The sequence below is a fragment of the Allorhodopirellula solitaria genome (assembly GCF_007859855.1).
In the GTDB taxonomy this organism is placed as follows: Bacteria; Planctomycetota; Planctomycetia; order Pirellulales; family Pirellulaceae; genus Rhodopirellula; species Rhodopirellula solitaria.
Genome location: NZ_SJPK01000007.1, coordinates 210,427 through 227,860, shown reverse-complemented (window position 1 = coordinate 227,860; position 17,434 = coordinate 210,427). Strand labels below are relative to the sequence as shown.

Annotated in this window: 14 protein-coding genes; 5 read left to right on the top strand and 9 right to left on the bottom strand. The window is 57.2% G+C overall.

Annotation, left to right across the window (positions count from 1 at the left end):
• Positions 1 to 222 precede the first annotated feature (222 nt).
• Together CA85_RS15190 and pepF are read left to right on the top strand one after the other, a co-directional pair.
• Positions 223 to 1,854, top strand: a complete 1,632-nt coding sequence (locus tag CA85_RS15190) for a sulfatase (protein WP_146392172.1) — start codon at positions 223 to 225, stop codon at positions 1,852 to 1,854.
• Between the two features lie 124 nt (positions 1,855 to 1,978).
• Positions 1,979 to 3,790 (top strand): oligoendopeptidase F, encoded by a 1,812-nt coding sequence (gene pepF, locus CA85_RS15185; protein ID WP_146392171.1) that lies wholly within the window; start codon positions 1,979 to 1,981, stop codon positions 3,788 to 3,790.
• On the opposite strand, the gene CA85_RS15180 is transcribed toward pepF, so the two are convergent.
• A complete protein-coding gene (locus CA85_RS15180) occupies positions 3,787 to 5,343 on the bottom strand; it encodes an MraY family glycosyltransferase (protein ID WP_146392170.1) in 1,557 nt (518 codons plus the stop codon). The two genes, pepF and CA85_RS15180, sit on opposite strands and share 4 nt — an antisense overlap.
• Positions 5,344 to 5,906: 563 nt before the next feature.
• On the opposite strand from CA85_RS15180, the gene CA85_RS15175 reads away from it, so the two are divergent.
• Both CA85_RS15175 and CA85_RS15170 read left to right on the top strand, forming a co-directional pair.
• A complete protein-coding gene (locus CA85_RS15175) occupies positions 5,907 to 7,064 on the top strand; it encodes a hypothetical protein (RefSeq protein ID WP_246112832.1) in 1,158 nt (385 codons plus the stop codon).
• A gap of 53 nt (positions 7,065 to 7,117) precedes the next feature.
• Positions 7,118 to 8,461, top strand: a complete 1,344-nt coding sequence (locus tag CA85_RS15170) for a polysaccharide biosynthesis/export family protein (protein ID WP_146392169.1) — start codon at positions 7,118 to 7,120, stop codon at positions 8,459 to 8,461.
• A 38-nt stretch (positions 8,462 to 8,499) separates the two neighbouring features.
• On the opposite strand, the gene CA85_RS15165 is transcribed toward CA85_RS15170, so the two are convergent.
• Entirely contained in the window at positions 8,500 to 9,096 is a 597-nt protein-coding gene (locus tag CA85_RS15165; protein WP_146392168.1) for a sulfotransferase domain-containing protein, read from the bottom strand.
• Between the two features lie 61 nt (positions 9,097 to 9,157).
• On the opposite strand from CA85_RS15165, the gene CA85_RS15160 reads away from it, so the two are divergent.
• Positions 9,158 to 9,652: a hypothetical protein gene (locus CA85_RS15160; RefSeq protein WP_146392167.1), complete on the top strand. Its 495-nt coding sequence runs from the start codon at positions 9,158 to 9,160 to the stop codon at positions 9,650 to 9,652.
• Between the two features lie 358 nt (positions 9,653 to 10,010).
• On the opposite strand, the gene CA85_RS15155 is transcribed toward CA85_RS15160, so the two are convergent.
• From CA85_RS15155 to CA85_RS15125, 7 genes are all read right to left on the bottom strand, one after another.
• Positions 10,011 to 11,096: a PLP-dependent lyase/thiolase gene (locus tag CA85_RS15155; RefSeq protein WP_146392166.1), complete on the bottom strand. Its 1,086-nt coding sequence runs from the start codon at positions 11,094 to 11,096 to the stop codon at positions 10,011 to 10,013.
• Positions 11,093 to 12,058 (bottom strand): succinylglutamate desuccinylase/aspartoacylase family protein, encoded by a 966-nt coding sequence (locus CA85_RS15150; RefSeq protein ID WP_146392165.1) that lies wholly within the window; start codon positions 12,056 to 12,058, stop codon positions 11,093 to 11,095. The genes CA85_RS15155 and CA85_RS15150 overlap by 4 nt, the downstream gene beginning before the upstream one ends.
• A 1-nt stretch (position 12,059) precedes the next feature.
• Entirely contained in the window at positions 12,060 to 12,866 is an 807-nt protein-coding gene (locus CA85_RS15145) for an SDR family NAD(P)-dependent oxidoreductase (protein ID WP_146392164.1), read from the bottom strand.
• Positions 12,853 to 13,572: an HpcH/HpaI aldolase family protein gene (locus tag CA85_RS15140; protein WP_222435453.1), complete on the bottom strand. Its 720-nt coding sequence runs from the start codon at positions 13,570 to 13,572 to the stop codon at positions 12,853 to 12,855. The genes CA85_RS15145 and CA85_RS15140 overlap by 14 nt, the downstream gene beginning before the upstream one ends.
• A 135-nt stretch (positions 13,573 to 13,707) precedes the next feature.
• Positions 13,708 to 15,207 (bottom strand): sodium:solute symporter family transporter, encoded by a 1,500-nt coding sequence (locus tag CA85_RS15135; protein ID WP_146392162.1) that lies wholly within the window; start codon positions 15,205 to 15,207, stop codon positions 13,708 to 13,710.
• A gap of 88 nt (positions 15,208 to 15,295) precedes the next feature.
• A complete protein-coding gene (locus CA85_RS15130; RefSeq protein ID WP_146392161.1) occupies positions 15,296 to 15,685 on the bottom strand; it encodes a RidA family protein in 390 nt (129 codons plus the stop codon).
• Positions 15,686 to 15,727: 42 nt separating this feature from the next.
• Positions 15,728 to 17,332 carry a M81 family metallopeptidase gene (locus tag CA85_RS15125; RefSeq protein WP_222435452.1) on the bottom strand — a complete coding sequence of 535 codons (1,605 nt, stop codon included), beginning with the start codon at positions 17,330 to 17,332 and terminating at the stop codon, positions 15,728 to 15,730.
• Positions 17,333 to 17,434: the final 102 nt, after the last annotated feature.

Here is a 17,434-nt window from a genome sequence, read left to right as displayed (position 1 = left end):
CCAGCACCTCTGCAGAGTCGGCTCCGTCTCTCCCGGCAGTGCCAGTCTAACATTGATAATCACATCCCACAAATAAATCCTTCGATACGAGAGCCATGCCTTGAAAACCTCGGGCGCACGCTTCCGTCGGATGAGCCAAAATAACCGGTGGTGTTCGCTACACTCAGACCACCGCAATGCGTCACTTAATGTCCCCGCGTTCCTTCCCCCCTTGGCATCGCCATGATTCACTTGCCCACCAAACCGCGTTGCGTTGGCCTCATCCTCGTGCTCCTCGCCATGATCGTGGTCGTCCGCACGAACCACTCGGTGTCCGCGGCGGAGCAAAGCCATGCACCATCACCGGACCGTCCGAATATCGTATTGATTTTGGTCGATGATCTGGGGCTGCATGATCTCGGCGTGGAGGGCAGTACGTTTTACCGCACTCCTCACATCGATGGGCTCGCCAAGGGTGGGATGCGGTTCACCTCGGGGTACGCGAACTGCCGCGTCTGCAGCCCCTCGCGGGCGAGTATTCTGCTCGGCCAATTTCCCGCTCGGCATGGCATCACCCAGTGGATTGGTGCGGCGGCGGGAACCAAGTTCAATCGCAATAAACCTCTGCTGCAACCTGAATACGACCGGCAACTGCCCAGCGACGATGTGACTTTGGCCGAAACACTCGGCGCAGCGGGTTACCGGACATTCTTTGCGGGCAAGTGGCATCTCGGTGGAGAGGGGTCCCTGCCCACCGACCATGGATTCGCGATCAATTTTGGTGGCCATTCCAAGGGATCACCTCCAGGCGGCTACTTTTCGCCTTACAAGAACCCCAAGCTCAGCGACGGGCCGGCAGGTGAATCGCTAACACTGCGGCTCGCCGATGAGACAGCCAATTTCATCTCGCATCCCGATCCCGAGGACTCACCCGAGCCGTACTTTGCCATGTTGGCTTTCTATACCGTTCACGGTCCTGTGCAAACTTCCCAGCCGTTGTGGAGCAAGTATCGCGATGCCGCTCCTGCACCGCCCGCCGACGGTAACCGTTTCCAAATCGACCGCACGCTGCCGGTGCGCCAGGTTCAAGATCATCCGATCTATGCTGGCATGATGGAATTGCTCGATGACGCGGTCGGGCGCGTGCTCGAGGCGATCGATGCGTCGGGGCAGCGAGACAACACGATCGTGATTTTTACCAGCGACAATGGCGGCGTCTCTTCCGGCGATGCCTACTCGACCTGCAACCTGCCGCTACGCGGTGGCAAGGGCCGGCAATGGGAGGGCGGGATCCGTGAACCGCTCTATATCCGCTATCCCAAGCTCACCCGTCCCGGCATGACCTGTGACGTGCCCGTGAGCGGCGCCGACCTGTATCCCACCCTATTGGACTTGGCAGGGCTACCGTTGCTGCCGGAACAACACGCCGACGGCAAATCGCTGGGGAATCTGTTGGCGGATAAGCCGGATCCGATGCTGCGGGAACGGCCGCTGTTCTGGCACTATCCACACTACGACAATCAAGGTGGCGAGCCCTCGTCGTTGATGCGTTTGGGTGACTACAAACTGATCCACTATCACCTCGATGGTCGCGATGAATTATACAATCTCGCCCAGGATGCTTCGGAGCAGCACGATATCGCGGCCGAGCAGCCCGTTCGCGTTCGCCGCATGCGAGACGCGCTGCTCACCTATCTGCGGTCCGTCGACGCCAAATTTCCGACGCCCGATCCTCGCTACGACGCCGAGAAGGCTGCTGCGAACCAGGCTCGGATCGCGGGGCCCTTCAAGCAACGCTTGGAACGCGCCCATGCCGAAATGCTCGAGCCCGATTACCAACCCAACGCCAGCTGGTGGGGAAGCAGCGTGGACTGAGTTCGAGTGGCGCTCGGTGGTCGGCGGGGCGGCCATTTTTACAGACGCCTCTTGAACGCGCTGGCGGATTGGTCGACGATGATTCATCTTTCGATTTGAATTCTCACTTCCAACGGATTGCCAGATGACCGCCACTACCGCCCCGACCAAACTGCCGCTGCGAAGCGATGTGTCCGCTGAAGATTGCTGGGATCTGGCCAGCCTGTATGAAACCGAGGCGGATTGGCAGGCGGATTTCGACAAAATTGCTGGCCAGATGGATCGTTTTGCCGAGTACGAGGGGCGTTTGGGCGAGAGTGTCGACACGCTGCTCGAGTTTCTCACCTTCGATTTAGAGATCGACCGCGTCGCCGAGCGATTGGGGACTTACGCTTTTTTGCGGACTAGCGAAGACCAGGGCGATAGCGATCATCAGGCGCGCAAGCTGCGGTTTCAGAATCTCGTTGTCAAAGCGTCGCAGGCGGCGAGTTTCGTTCGCCCGGAACTGCTCGCGATCGAGGCGGAGAAGATGGATTCGTTTTTAAACGATCCTAAACTCGCCGCCTTTCGTCTGCAGCTCGAACGAGTCGTCCGATATCGCCCCCACACGCTGAGCGACCGCGAAGAACGATTGTTGGCGATGCAGGGCGAGATGTCCGGTGCGGCGGGTAACGCCTTCCGGCAACTGAACGACGCGGATTTGAAATTCGGTGATCTGACCGATGACAGCGGTCGGACGATCGAGCTATCCCATGCGACGTTCAGTCAGTTCCTGCTCAGCCCCAATCGCGAGGTCCGCCAAGCTGCCTTCGATCAGTACTACGGGGTGTTCGACGATCACCGCAACACGCTCGCCGCCACGCTCAGCGGCAGTATCCAACGCGACGTCTACTATGCTCGAGCACGCAACTACTCCAGCAGTCTCGAGGCATCGCTGTTTCCCGACAACGTACCGACGACCGTCTACGACAATCTGATTTCGGCGGTGCGAGATTCCTTGCCCGCCGTACATCATTATCTCGATGTTCGGCGGCGGAAGATGGGACTATCCGATCTCCATCACTACGACACCTACGTGCCGATTCTGTCGGGCGTGAAGAAACACCACACGTGGGATCAGGCGGTGGATGTGATCTTGGAGTCGCTTTCACCGCTCGGCAGCGAGTACGTCGGCGCCCTCGAAGTTGGCTTGCGCGGGCGGTGGTCGGATCGCTATCCCAATCGTGGCAAACAGAGTGGTGCGTTCAGCTGTGGGTCGTTTGATGGCGATCCATTTATCTTGATGAACTTCAAAGAGGAGGTTCTCAACGATGTGTTCACGCTCGCCCACGAGGCCGGACACTCGATGCACAGTTGGTATTCCGCATCCAACCAATCGTTTCAGTACTACAATTACACGATTTTTGTCGCTGAAGTCGCCAGCACGTTTAATGAGCAGTTGTTGACCGCTCATTTGCTGGAAAACGCTCAAGACGACACCGAGCGAGCGTATTTAATCAACAATGAACTCGACGGATTGCGGGCCACGGTCGTGCGGCAAACGATGTTCGCTGAATTTGAAAAGCGGACCCATGAGATGGCTGAAGCGGGAGAGCCGCTGACGGTGGCGTCGTTGCGGTCGGTGTACCGTGAACTGCTCGATGCGTACTTTGGTCCCGACTTCGTGATCGATGATTCGCTCGAACTCGAGTGTTTTCGCATCCCTCACTTCTATCGAGCATTCTACGTCTACAAGTACGCGACCGGGTTGAGTGCCGCGGTGGCGCTGAGTCGACGGGTACTCGGCGGCGGTCAACAGGAACTCGATGACTACTTGGGTTTCCTGCGTGGCGGCTGCAGTCAGGATCCGCTTGATCTGCTCAAGGGGGCTGGGGTCGACATGACACAGCCCGATGCGGTCAAGACAACGCTCGATCACTTCGCCGATCTCACCAAACAACTCGATGAGCTGATCTAGGCACTCGCCGAGTTGTGTTCCTGATACCAGGGGAACGGCAGATCCGAGATAGGGTCGCCGCGTTTGATTTCTTCAATCCGGCTGACAACCTGTTTGACTTGCAATTGCAACTCAGCGGCGTGTTCGAGGAAGTCGGACAGGCGGTTCAAGGAGTCGGCATTGGACGCAGCAATGATCTCCAGGCGTCCAATGGGGACTTGTTCGGCATGCTCACCACTGCCGCGAGCCGCAAACAGGGGAATTCGCACCACGCTTTGAAGGGCGGGTTCGGGGAGCTGCACGCTTCGCCAGGTCGCGTGATAGCTCTCATGCAACCACGCCATATTGACGTCAATCTTGACGCTGGCGAGTTCCTGGCGGACGGCGAAGTCGATCAGTGGCTCCCAGACGAATTGCCAGGGCCCATCACCCTGGATCTTGAGCACGCGTTCATGTTTCTGCTGCTCACAAACCGCAGGCCGTAGTAAGAACGAGTGGATGAGGTGCCAGGCGCGTCCCGCGACCAGCCGGAACTCAGAGTGCCCGAATGTGCGGGTACTGACGAAAACAGCCAGCACGAGGAGAGCGCCCACCGGTGCGAGCCACGATTGCTGTAGCCACACCGAGGCGATTGCCGTTGTCGAGCTCACCGTGCAGGCCGCTGCGACCACCCACAATGTTCCCACGCGGCCAAACTTATCGTTGAGCAAGTGGTGCATGTGGCCGCGGTCGCTCGTGTAGAGGCTGCGCCCGGTGAGCCAGCGGCGGGTGATGGCGGCGACCGAGTCGAACAGCGGCAAGACGAGGATTGCCAGCGGCGCTGCGGCGAATGCCGTCGTTTCTTTCTGACGACACCACATCGCCAGGACTCCGACGAGGAGACCCACCATCATGCTGCCCGCATCGCCGAGAAAAATGGAGGCCGGGGGCCGGTTGTAGAAGAGGAACCCGAGCAGAGCACCGCACAGAGCAAACGCCGTGATGGAATTCAATGCCGGGCTATCGTGCAGGAAGCTAATCACCGCCAACGCGCCCGAGATGAAGACCCCTACCGTGGTCGCCATGCCATCGGCGCCGTCGAGCAAGTTGAGTGCATTGATGGAAATCAATAGCCACAGCACACTGACAGGGAGCGCGAAGATCCCCAGCGGGATCTCGGTGCCGAGCAAGCTGATTTCATTGAGGGACGTGCCGCTGCCGACGACGACCAAGGCGATTAAACACTGCGCCAACAGTTTCTGACGCCCTCGGAGTATCCATTTGTCATCGATTAAACCCACCACCAGGATGGCGACCAAGGCTCCTAGCAAGACCAGCCATGGTTGGGTATCAAAACCGATCGGGATCTCATAGGTCCAGCCGGTTTGGAAACCGAGCGCGAGAAAGATGCCGGCGAGCATGCTCAGGAAGACGGCCAATCCTCCAGCCAACGCAATCGGGCGAGCATGCAGTTTCCGCTCCGTATCGGGTTGATCAACCAATCCGATGTGCAGCGCGAATAACCGGACGAGCGGTACCAGCGCGATCGCGGCAAGGGCCGCGGCCAAAAATGCGAAAACGAGAGCGAATGTCATCTCAATGAACTAACCATGAACTTGGAGTTAGCAACCCAGCAAAAGTGCATGAACTGGACCGAAACATTACCTGCACCCTCCTTAGTTTGTGATTGCCAATGGTCCGCGATCTATTCAACTTAGCTCGCAGGGGCCGCATTGGTAGAAGAAAACTAGGAGATTTGAGGATCATCGGCCGGAGACACTCCAATCGTGACTTTTGGTCATCGACTTCATAGAGAGACCCCTCAGTGGAGCTGGTTGAGGGGGTGCTTCGGGGGAGGTGAGCAGGCGTTGGCGTGCGATTTTCAGGTAAGAATGCACCCCAACCGGCACGCTCGCCAATGGCGGCACAACGATCGAGGGCCGTATTTCCGGAGCTTTTGGTTAAACCGATGTGATTGAAAGGGCGATAAACAGGGCAAGGAAGACTCTGATCGCCGCGTGAGCAGCGAAAAGGGTCAGGTTCTCAATTCTGAACGCCGTTGCAGCCTTTGGGGGGCGAGATGGTGGCAGGAGACGTATCGCGTGATCGACACGCGGAGTCGACCACTCCACCGCAAGGGGAACTGGCAATGATGCCCATGATGAAGAAATCGACATCGCAACCCGACGCCGTCGCCGCTGTCACAGCACGTCGCCGCTACTGGCAACGCTGTGCCCTCGGGATCGCATTGGGGGTGACCGCCACGGGGATGACCGGTTGTACGATGCTCGGTGGTCTGCAGAAGAAGATCCAGCACTGTGACTGCATCGACGACTTCATGATCAGTCACCGCAACAAGGTGATGGCGACCCGAGCTTGGTTCCGGGTGAAGCCCAACTATCACGGACACTGTTATCTCAAGGACTTCCGAAACGGCTTTATCGCCGGTTACATCGACGTCGCCAATGGCGGGGCCGGTTGCACACCGACGGTGATTTCCTCGGAGTACTGGGGTTGGCGTTACCAAAGCGGTAGCGGCCAAGCGGCAGTCAATGCTTGGTACGAAGGCTTCCCGCTCGGTGCCAAAGCGGCCGAAGAGGATGGCATTGGCAACTACAACACCGTTCGCTTGAACGGCATGCGGCCCAACAATACGAACTCGATGAACATGACCGGTACGGCTTCGCCGACTCCGGCGGTCACACCGATTCCGCCCACGGGATCGGGAGGTTTGCCACCCGGTGTGGTGCTCGATGAAGGCGAAACTTTGGTTCCCGGTGGCGTTGTCATCGAAGACAGCCATGGTGGGCAGCCGACATTGGCCGAACCACCCGCCCAACGCAGCCTTGAGAACGCTCCAGTAGAAGCAGCGGAGGAGATTCCGTCTCCCGATCCAGCTCGTTCCGAGCTCGATCGCGCCTTCGACGATGCGAAACCGGCAGCTCCCCAGCCGCTCGAGATCGAGCCTGCCGAAGTCCCGCCAGTAGAGATCCAAGTCGATCCTTACACGAACGACTTCGGGGTTGATAACCGTTCCAGTGAATCCTCTGAGACAAAGCTAACTGCTCAGGAGAAGCAATTTTGGAACGAGATATCCGGTGGGACGGGGTCGACGTTGACAGCGAAGTCTACGGCCGAGTTTGACGAACTCGAGTTAGTGCCACGCGATACCACCGCGGTCACGTCACCCTCACGAAACGCGCCTGCAAGCGACTCGATCGGCGATCGGCCGAGTGCAGTGAGCGAGCCAAGCCAAGCCGAGATTGACGCGGTCATCGAAGAAATCTTCGGTAAACAAGACAGCGGTTCACGTTAAACACTCGGTTCTGCACCCGAAAAAACACATATCAAGTTCTGGAGAGTTCTCGGATGAACACCAACGATTTTCAGTCGCACGTTGGGCGAATGATTCGCTCGGCAATCGGGTGCAGTCTCGCCGTTGCGGTGGCCACATCCCTAACCGGTTGTACCAGTTTAACGCAGCCGATCGATGGCATTCCCGCCAATCGATTGTCGCCGGAATTCTTTCCGCCTCCCAAGAACGACCTCGTTCCCGTCGACATTGCCAATCTGTCGCGTGAACCGCCGCGCGACTACCAGCTCGGCCCGGACGATATTTTGGGGGTCTACATTGAGGGTGTGTTGCCATTCAATGCACCCAATGCGCCGCCGCAGCCACCGCCGGTGAACTTCCCCGAGGAGAACAGCACCCTGCCGCCATCGATCGGTTACCCGATCGCGGTCCAAGATGACGGGACGCTCGCCCTGCCGCTGATTGAACCGCTCGAGGTCAGTGGTCTGACCCTCGATCAGGTCCGAGAGAAAATTCGTCAGGCATACATCGACAACGAGATTCTGCGAGAAGAGAAAGCGAGACCGATCGTGACTCTGATCAAAGAACGCACGTTCGACGTGATCGTCGTGCGAGAGGATGCCATGGGCGGCGGAGGCCGAGGCGGCGATGAGACGATTCGCGGTAGCGACCGCTCGGCAGCCGGTGGGTTGGTCAAACTTCCCGCCTACAAGAATGATGTTTTGCACGCCTTGGTGGAAACCGGCGGGTTGCCGGGTTTGACGGCCAAGAACGAAGTCATGGTGCTACGGGCGTCCGAAGCGGATAAACGCAAACGCACCGAGTTCCTTCGCAACTACTGGGCGTCCCAGCGTGCGGCGATGGTCGACCCATGTTACTGTCCACCCGAGATGCCCGATGATCCTTCGATTTTGCGTATTCCACTGCGTGTGAGTCCGGGTGTCGTGCCGAACATCGCCGAAGAGGACATCACGCTCTACGACGGCGATATTGTGTACATCGAAAGCCGTGAAACCGAGGTTTTCTATACTGGGGGATTGTTGCCCGGAGGACAGCACCTGCTGCCGCGTGACTATGACCTCGACGTCCTCGGAGCCATGGCTCTGGCCGGACAAGGCATCGGTTCAGAAGCCCGCGGTAGTGGCGGCGGCGGTGGATTTGGTGGCATCCGAAACCTCGGCGTCGCCCCAGGGATGCTCTACATCCTTCGCAATACCCCCTGCAAGGGCCAGGTCGCCATCGAGGTGGACCTCGCCAAAGCGGTCAATGATCCCCGCAGCCGACCGTTGGTCCAGCCCGGCGATACATTGATCCTGCAGTACAAGTGTGAAGAGGAAGTCATCAACTTCGGTCTTGGAACCTTCTTCACCTACGGCGTTCGTCAACTGTTCAACAATTGATCGTGTCGACAACGAATGGTTTGTTCCTGCTTGAACGCCTACGTTTGCCATTGCGGCAACTGGATGTCAAGCAGTTGCTCCAAGTCGGTCACTTCTCGTTTAAAAAGGGCGTTGAGACGTTGCCGGTCCCGCATTCTCATCGGCGGCTTTCGTAATCCCGCGCTACGAGCTTGTTCCAACCACCGGTGGGGCAAACCTCGCTTGAGTATCGACTTCATCTTCGGATAGCGGTGTACCGCGGTTCCCAATAGCCCGATCATTTCATGACGCGGTACCCCCGAAGTGTTCACGATGGAACAATCGTCGGGGCACCGCTCTGGCGCCGCGCCGATAAACTCAGCGACACTACGAATCAAATCGGGATCGGATTGGCATAGCTGCTCGTAGATTAGCACCATCACACGCTCACGCCCAAAGGCCTCGAGAAAAGGAGCGAGTTGTTGGCAGTAGTACCCCATCTCGGTGTAATGCCAAATATGATGCCATCCCGCTTCGATCCGTTGAGACTCGGCATCGAGTGCCGCCGCAAACGAAGTCTCCGGCTCAAACCCCTGCGCGGTCGTATACAGAAAACTTGAGTAGGCACGCTCGACTGGGTTTCGCAGGATTCTGATCAGTTCCCAAACGGGGTTCACCCATCACGTTCGCTACGTCCTCCCCGCCTATGGTTTTTTGTTCGTTCTCGCCTCACGTGTGATGATCGTTTTTCCCAAACGATTCGCCTACGCATTGGTGGCAGTCTGTTTATCGGGAACGATCTGGTTCCATGCCACGCATCTCGGCCTGGCGCATACGTTCTTCAATCCACTCGCGGGCGGCCCGAACAACGGTTGGCGGCACTTGAGCTACAGCAACGTTGATTGGGGGCAGAGCACATACCGGATGGTCGATTGGGTCAAAGAGCACCCTGAGCAGCGACCGATGACCGTGTTGTTCCGGTCGTCGCTCGGCAGTCCAGAACAATTGCTCGCGGACCAGGAAGATGTCTTCACCTCCGCCGCATGGCGGCAAGAGCGCGACGAGATGTTCGCTTGGCCAAGTCGGCCCGGTTACTATCTGATCTCATCTTATCAAATGACGCTGCAGCGAAACCGCTACTTCCAGGACAAAACGCCACTTGCGCAGCCTTGTCCGGACATGTTGCTGTTTCATCTACCGGCGGACGCCACCAAGCGAATTAAGGTCCCCTAGCGGATCACTGGGATGGCGGCAGCTCCCTGTGGCTGCTCCGATTCAGTTCCATCTCGCCTGTCAGTCTGATTCGAATCGGCCAATCGGAACAACTATGCTACAGTCAGTTCGTGGCCGGATAAGATGGCCGCTTTGCCGGCGGCACGATCATAGCTTTGTCTGAGTGTTTTCCGATGATGGCAACGACGTGGCCATGGGTGAGCTTATTCAATTGAGTCATCCACGCGAGCAGGCTCTCTCGTCCTTTGCAGGCTTGATTGCGTTAAGGACTGTGTTACCGCGATGGTGGGAAGGAACGCCAGCAGACATGTCCAGGAATCTTGCGAACCAATCTACGATACACCCGGATGAACCGGTTTCAGCTTCTCATCGTTAGAGGTTGAAAAAGATCATCCACATCAACAAGTTCACATCTCGAACGCTGGTTCATCTGTTGGATCGAGGTCGCGTCTTTGAATCCGCTGCCCGAAACAATGCAGACTACAGTTGCCTCGGGATCCAGCTGGCCACTGCGGAACGCGTTCAGTGCTCCTGCCATCGCGACAGCCCCCGCAGGCTCGCAGAAGATGCCCTCTTCTTGCGCCAATCGCTTTTGGACTTCAAACGTTTCAGCATCGCTGACGGTGTATCCGGTGCCTTTCGATTTGCTACAGCAAGCGATCACGTCGTGACCATCGATTACCGACGCAACTTGCAAGCCACTGATCGACGTGGTGCATTGCACATCGGTGGCTTGATCACAGCGATTACGAAGTGGGCTGGCGATCGTATCGTTCCCTTCCGGTTGAACGCAATGCACCGCGGGTCTTGCGGAAGTTTTTTGGAAGCCGCGAGCTGTTGCTAGCGTCAATCCGCCCCCGCCGGCCGGGCAAAAGACGTGGTCGACCGAACGGCCCAAGTCAGAAATCTGTGCTTCGATTTCAAACGCGATGCTTTCGACCCCCTGCATCCCCAGCGGACTGTAGCGATACGCGCTGATCTGCAACTCGCATTGTGGCTGTGCGGCAAGTTGCTGCAATCGATCGAAGACCAGGTTGGTGATCGCCGAGTCGGTTCCAAAGCCTCGGACTCTCTGAATCTCGGCTCCATAAGCCATCATCTGTTGCAGCTTCGCCAACGGTGCCGTTTCGACAACGGCGATCTGACATCGGATACCTGCAGCAGCACAGTAAGCGGCTAATGCTGCACCGGTGTTTCCACTCGACGTCGCCAGGCAGGTGTTTTGCTCACGCTGCAACATGTGGCTGATCGCCAACGCGGCAAAGCGGTCTTTGTACGATCCGCTTGGGTTGGTCGATTCGAGCTTGAAGTACAGATTTTTGATTCCCAATGCGGGACCAATCCGGCGGGATCGGACGCACGCCGTCTGTCCTTCGCCAAGTGTCACCTGAAGGTCTTGGTCGACGGTGGGTGAGTAGCGATCACTCCAGTTCCAAACGCTCATTCTGCTTTACCGCTTTCGACAACCACCGCCACGGCGTCGCCCTGGTTAATCCTTGGATAATCGCGAATGACTATTACTCTGCCATTCTGCTGTGACAAGACCTGTCGGGTAGTTTGGGTGGTTGCGTCAACGATCTCCGCTAACAAACCTCCCTCCACGACGGATTGACCGAGTTCCACATGCGAAACCAAAAACCCGGTCGTAGGTGCTGGGTGAGCAACCTGCATGTGTCCCGCTTCTGGTCTTTCGTCCTCGACAACGTCGCAGGCCACAGGGGGTAGCTCAGCGATTTCAGGCAACATTCCTAGATGCCGCATGACATTCAGACAGCCGGACACCAGCGGATGATCGGGGGTCTGCGATTGCGCGGCCCCCGACAAGGCTTCAGCAAGTTCACGGTGCGCTCCGAGGTACTCGACATAGATCGCGGGGACTTTCGAATCGCCAGCCAGCGACAACGAACGCCCAGGCAAGTCGGCCGACGTTCCCCAGACAAACGGTAGCCCAAACGCAACCGCCATTTGACGTTGTTGTTCCAACACGGACGGCTCCCGATGCAGGGTGTATCCTGCCAATGGGAGGACGCACAATTCGGTACCTCCGGTATGCAGATCGATATAAAAATCGGACTTGCGAATCTGATCGCTCAGCTCGCACGCAAGTTGCTGTGTCGGATTGCCGTCGGGCTTACCCGGGAAGACGCGGGCCAGGTCGATGTTATCCAAACCGCATCGATGACCTCGTTCGTACGCTGCCTGATTGGCAATCGGAATCAGCGTGACGGTGCCTTGCAGGTTCTCGCGGAGCGTGAGGCTGGCATCAAACCGATCGATCAACTCCTTCACCGCGAGCATCGGCAGATACTCATCGCCATGAATTCCAGCGGTGATCAACAGGCGCGGCCCCTCACGATCACCGCCAAACTCTCGAGACTCAAACAGCGAGACATCAGTCATATTCATATCACTTCTGGGGTGCTACTTGAGAAACGCTGCGCATGTCCTTGAATCGAAACCCGCCATCGACCGGGAGGACCACGCCGGTGATGTAGTCCGCAGCATCGGACACTAAAAAGGCGGCGGCGCGGCCGATATCTGTCGGTGTGCCCAGCCGCCCCCACGGAAGGTCCGCTCCGCCCGAATCGACGACTTCATCGGAGAATTTTTCGCGTTCACTAGGCGTATCGATCCAGCCCGGTTCGATTGCGTTGACGTTGATTCGGTGAGCGAATAACTCCACGGCAATGTTCTGTGTGAGCTGGTTCATCGCCGCCTTGGCAGCACAGTACGGCGTACTCCCTTCAAACGGCATCTCTGCCATGACGCTGGTGATGAACAGGATCTTTCCACCGCCACCTACTTCCACGCGGTGGCGGGCCATCGCTTGGGCGATATGAAAGCCGGACTTGAACGTCGCGTCGATCACCTTGTCAAACTCGCTTGCCGAAAAATCTAAAAAGCCATCCTGCCTACCGTAAGCCGGATTGCTGATCAGGATGTCGATTTCGCTCGCCTGTCGGATCGCTGAGTCAATCAGTCCGACGCAACCGCTGGGCGAAAACACGTCGGCCTCCACCGTCCAACACTGACGCCCCATGGCGCGAACGTCTTCGGCAGTTTGCACGAGATCTCGACTGCCGGGGCGGTCATTGAGAATCAAATCGGCACCCGCCCGCGCGAGTTCGATGGCACAGCCTCGACCGATACCTTGGCCCGCCCCCGTGACGAGCGCGCGTTTCGAGTCGAGGCAAACGATCTTATCGGAGCGCATCAAATTTCAGGCTATCTTGTTGAAGAACGGTGGACCAGCTGTGGAATTCGCCGTTGTTGACCAACAGCTGGGCACCCTGGTCTTTTCTTTTTTGCATCTCACCCTCAGCGACCATCGGGCCGCCGAATGCTTTGTTGTGTTTGCGACATGCCGCGGCAATGATCTCCCACGCTTCGTCGAGCGACATCTCTCCGCTTTGACGAAGTCGAAGACCGAGGTCCCCAGGACCGACGAAAAGCATGTCGACTCCTTCCACGGCCGCTATCGCATCCACGTTTTTGACTGCTTCCGGTGTTTCGATCTGCACACACAAAAACGTCTCTCGGTTCGCCCAGGCGATGTACTCATCCGCGTCGTGAATATGGAAATCAGCGTCCAGTCCGGCATTGTCAAGTCCACGATCTCCCAGCGGAGGAAACTTAACAGCATCGACGAGCAGCTCGGCCTTCTCGACAGTCGATACATGCGGGATCATCAGTCCAGCGGCACCGTCTTCGAGATAACGGTACAGCTTGGTCTTCTCCAGGGTGGGTGGGCGAAGCAGAATGTCGATATCGTACAGATGTGAGAACGCCAGCAACGCTTCTACCTCGCGCATCGTCATCGATCGATGCTCCAAGTCGAGCCAGATGCAATCGTATCCTGCCCGTGCGGCGTGGCAGACATAAGCGGGAATGTAATGCCCCACGACGCAAGTGCGGATCATCTCGCCATTGCGTATCTTTGCAAGCGATTTACTTTTTCTCATTGTCTCAATCAATAAGTGTGGTGGTGTTAGCTGAATGTCTGACGAAAAAAGAAGCGACGATATAGGGTGACGCACCGAGGGCAGTGGACGAAGTTATCCTGCGGTCTCCGCTCGGTGGAATAGTTTACAAGCGATGAGGCCGACGACGACACCGGTCAACAATGCGCAAGGCGCGATCCATTGAAAGCTGATGGGATCGTTGCCCGTCTCGGGATTCATTCCAAAGAACAATCCTGAGAAGGCGATTAATACGGCCACGCCAACGCTCGCGATGGTGGCAATCCAAACTCCGATTGCGTTTGAGATCGGCACAAACAAAGCGAAGAAAAATAACAACGCAATCGGGACTGTGAGTAGGTTCGCGGTTTTGTTGGTGATCGCCATGAAGTTCCCCGGAATATGCTCTATCAGGCTGCTTGCCATAACCACGATGGCACCGATGGCAACTGCCAACAACCTCGCATACATCAGGTGTTTTGCTTCGGATTGTGGTTTCAATCCAAAGCGTTCCAAAAAATCGGTCATCACCACGGCTGTGATCGAGTTGACGCCCGAGTCGATGCTGGACATCGCGGCGGCAAACAGTCCCGACACCACCAATCCGGTAACAATTGGGGGCAGGCGGTTCGCAATGAAGTAAGGAAACAATTCGTCAGCTTGCAATCGCAGTGTGGTTGCTCTTGGCAGGAAATCCGGATTGGCCTGATAGTATCCCAGCAATGCAAACCCAACCAAACCCAGCGTGATTCCCACAACCACTGCAACGGTCAACTGGATCGCGATCGCCCGTTTCGCAGCTGTTGCATCCTCGGTCGCCATGTATCGCTGAACAGAAACCTGATCTCCGGCAGCGGTGGCAACCGTCCACAGGAATACCGACAGCATCGATCCAAACACGGTCACACGAGTTGCTGGGTCCAAGCTGAAAATTTGCTGGCGATCCCAAACTTCTGATTGCCATTGCGTCGGGAACCAGCCAAACCCGCCCATGTTCCAGGTGATGGTTCCCAGGACCAATAGCGCACCGCCATAGAGTAGTACCGTCTGCATCAGGTCTGTGATCACCACTGCACTCAAACCACCCAGCGATGTGTACGTGATCGCGAAGACGCCAGTGACCAAGACGATCCAGGGGACCATCTCATCGCCTACCCCGATCATCGTCGCGATCGCCTTGGCGGTTAAATAAACCAGCAGCGACATCCAAACCAATCGCATCAGCAAGAACATCGTCGCGCCCAGCAGCCGGATGCTCAGTCCCAGACGATGCTCTAGCAATTCGTACGCGCTGGTGACCCGTTGACGCATGTAAACGGGCAGTAAAACCATTGTGATGAACAGGTAGATCAACGGATAGGCGAGATAGTTCGTTAAGAAAATCGGGCCCTTGCCGACAACTTCACCCGGCAACGCCAGATAGCTGATCGTGCTCAGCAAAGTCGCGAACAGTGAAACACCGATCAGGATCGGGTTCATCTTTCCCGAGCCTACGAAGTACTCGTCCGCACTCTCCTGCTTGCGACCGAAATACCACCCCAGCCCAATTGTCGAGAACGCATAGGCGAACAGGATAATCCAGTCGATCGTGGCCATGGTGAGTTATCCGTTTAGGTAATGTCGAAGTTTCGAACTTCGTGATGCCATGCAATGGTTTCATCCGTGTGTCGTGCGAAGGGGGGGCTCACTGCGGTAGGACGGCAATGCATTCGATCTCATACCGCAGAGTTTGAGGCAAGCACTGAGTGATCGTCGTGCGTGCCGGTTTGGCGTCGGTAAAGTACTCGGCATACAACTCGTTGTATTTCGGTAGGTCGTTCTCGTCGCGAACATAGTTGCGGGTTTGGACTACGTGAGCCAAGTCGGTGCCAGCCGTTTTCAAAACGGCCTCGACGTTCTGCATCGACAGACGAAATTCGCTTTCAATATCACCCGAGATGATTTTGCCGGTCTTGTCGACGGATGCTTGACCCGAAACGAAAACGAGGTTACCGACGACAACACAGGGGCTGAATGGGAGGTGGGAAACCGGTGTGTCAGCGTCGCGAGGGTAGGAGACTTCAGGGTTGGGCATCGGTTGAATCTCGAAGTGAAAATATTAAGAATGGTTAGGTTGTTAACCGCACGACGGTTTCTGCTTGCTTTCGACGAGTGGGTCGAGCGGAAAAATCGGACGGGCTATCTTTTGGAACGGCAACGACTCCAGCCGCGAAGAACACGGCCCCGGCGTATCGACCCAAAACTGACGGGTCGCGATCGGGTCGTAGGCCTGACGATGGGAAACCGCCGCCTTGATCACCATGATTGAAAATGACTCTGGATTGATTCCGACGAGCTTCCATCCGCCCAAATCCATTGGCGGAGTGCGACGAGTGGTCAGCAACACGGTTGCCTCTCCACCGGGGCGGTGCGGATCAGTTGCACGAACAACGGCGATTCGACCCATGTCGAAGTGATCGCCAACCAGCGAGGCCAAATGACTGTTCTTGTCTTCCAATTCGAACACACCGTCGCCGACCCGCAGTAGTTCGCAGCGGAGCCTCAGAGAGGGGTCGAGTAGATCGCTGCCTCGACCACCGAGCGGGAGCGTGAAGGTGTCGCCAACTTTCGATTGCGAGACGACATCCACCGCAGGCGGATCCCACAAGCAGATACCAACTCCGGTGTAACCCGCATCGAGCAAAACGCGAAGTGTCGTGATGCCGCTGCCCGGCGCACCGCCACCAATGTTGTCAGCCGGTTCGATTAGCAACGTCAAACCCTCGAGTGGCCCGAGGCTTTTCAATTGCTCCAGTTGTTCCATCACGACTGGTAGCGGCGGTTCGACGACGTTCCCTAAGGCTGCGTTTTCGAGTGCCAGATCATTGAGAGCTGCGATCGCTGCATTGGCCTCCGGCAGATCACCCGCAGTGGAAACCACGAAGGAAACGCCGGTCTCAGGCGTATCGGCAAACGAAAATCCAGCGTTGACACTGATTGCCCAGAAATCGGGATGGGCTCGCTCGAGCTGGCGTGCCCTCGCCATGAGCCCGGCCATCGGTTCGTTGGCCGTGGCGGTCCCCGTCGGCGGCCAAACGATGCCCGGTCGTGATACGATCTGATGAGGCTGAACGCCCGATCGCAGAGACCGGCTAAGCAACTTCGCCGCCCGAACCGATGTCGCCCGTGCGTCACTGTGCGGGTTCTCTCGGTAGCCGAGCAGGCAATTGGCGTGCCTCGCCATCGCGTCGGAAAAGTTGGCGTGAAGATCGTAGACGCCAAAGATCGGAAGCGTCGCGAAGCCATCGATGCGGCGGATGCGGGTCAGCAGTTCCCCTTCGACGTCAGTGACCGTGCTTGCTACCGATGCGCCGTGAAGCACCAGAAAGATACCATCGATCCCGTGAGCTGCAGGAACGCTCCAATCGGAACGAAACCGCTCCACGCGCTGCTGGAATTCGGACCAATAGTTCTCCAACACGTCATCATCGAGTGTCGGTCCTGGCGTGGTAGTGGCGGAGATCGACGGCAGCACTTCCCAACCGTCCATTGCGGCAAACTCCAACACGCCTCCCAGCGGTGATGAATCGCCGCAGAGATCCAGCAATTCATCATCGCGGTGGACCGTCATCTCGGACCACCGCGTACGCCCCTCGATGAAAGTATGCGATTCGTGGAACAAGCCGGCGATCAACACGCGGGGCTTGTAGTACGTCATCGAATCGCTTTCGGTAGGAATCATGAGACTTCAATTGCTGGCCGGATTACGATGTCGTTTGGGCCGAACGAGGCGTTCAGCTTCCGGTCGTGGCTGCATTCGAATCAGCCAAGTCCGTTCCGTCAA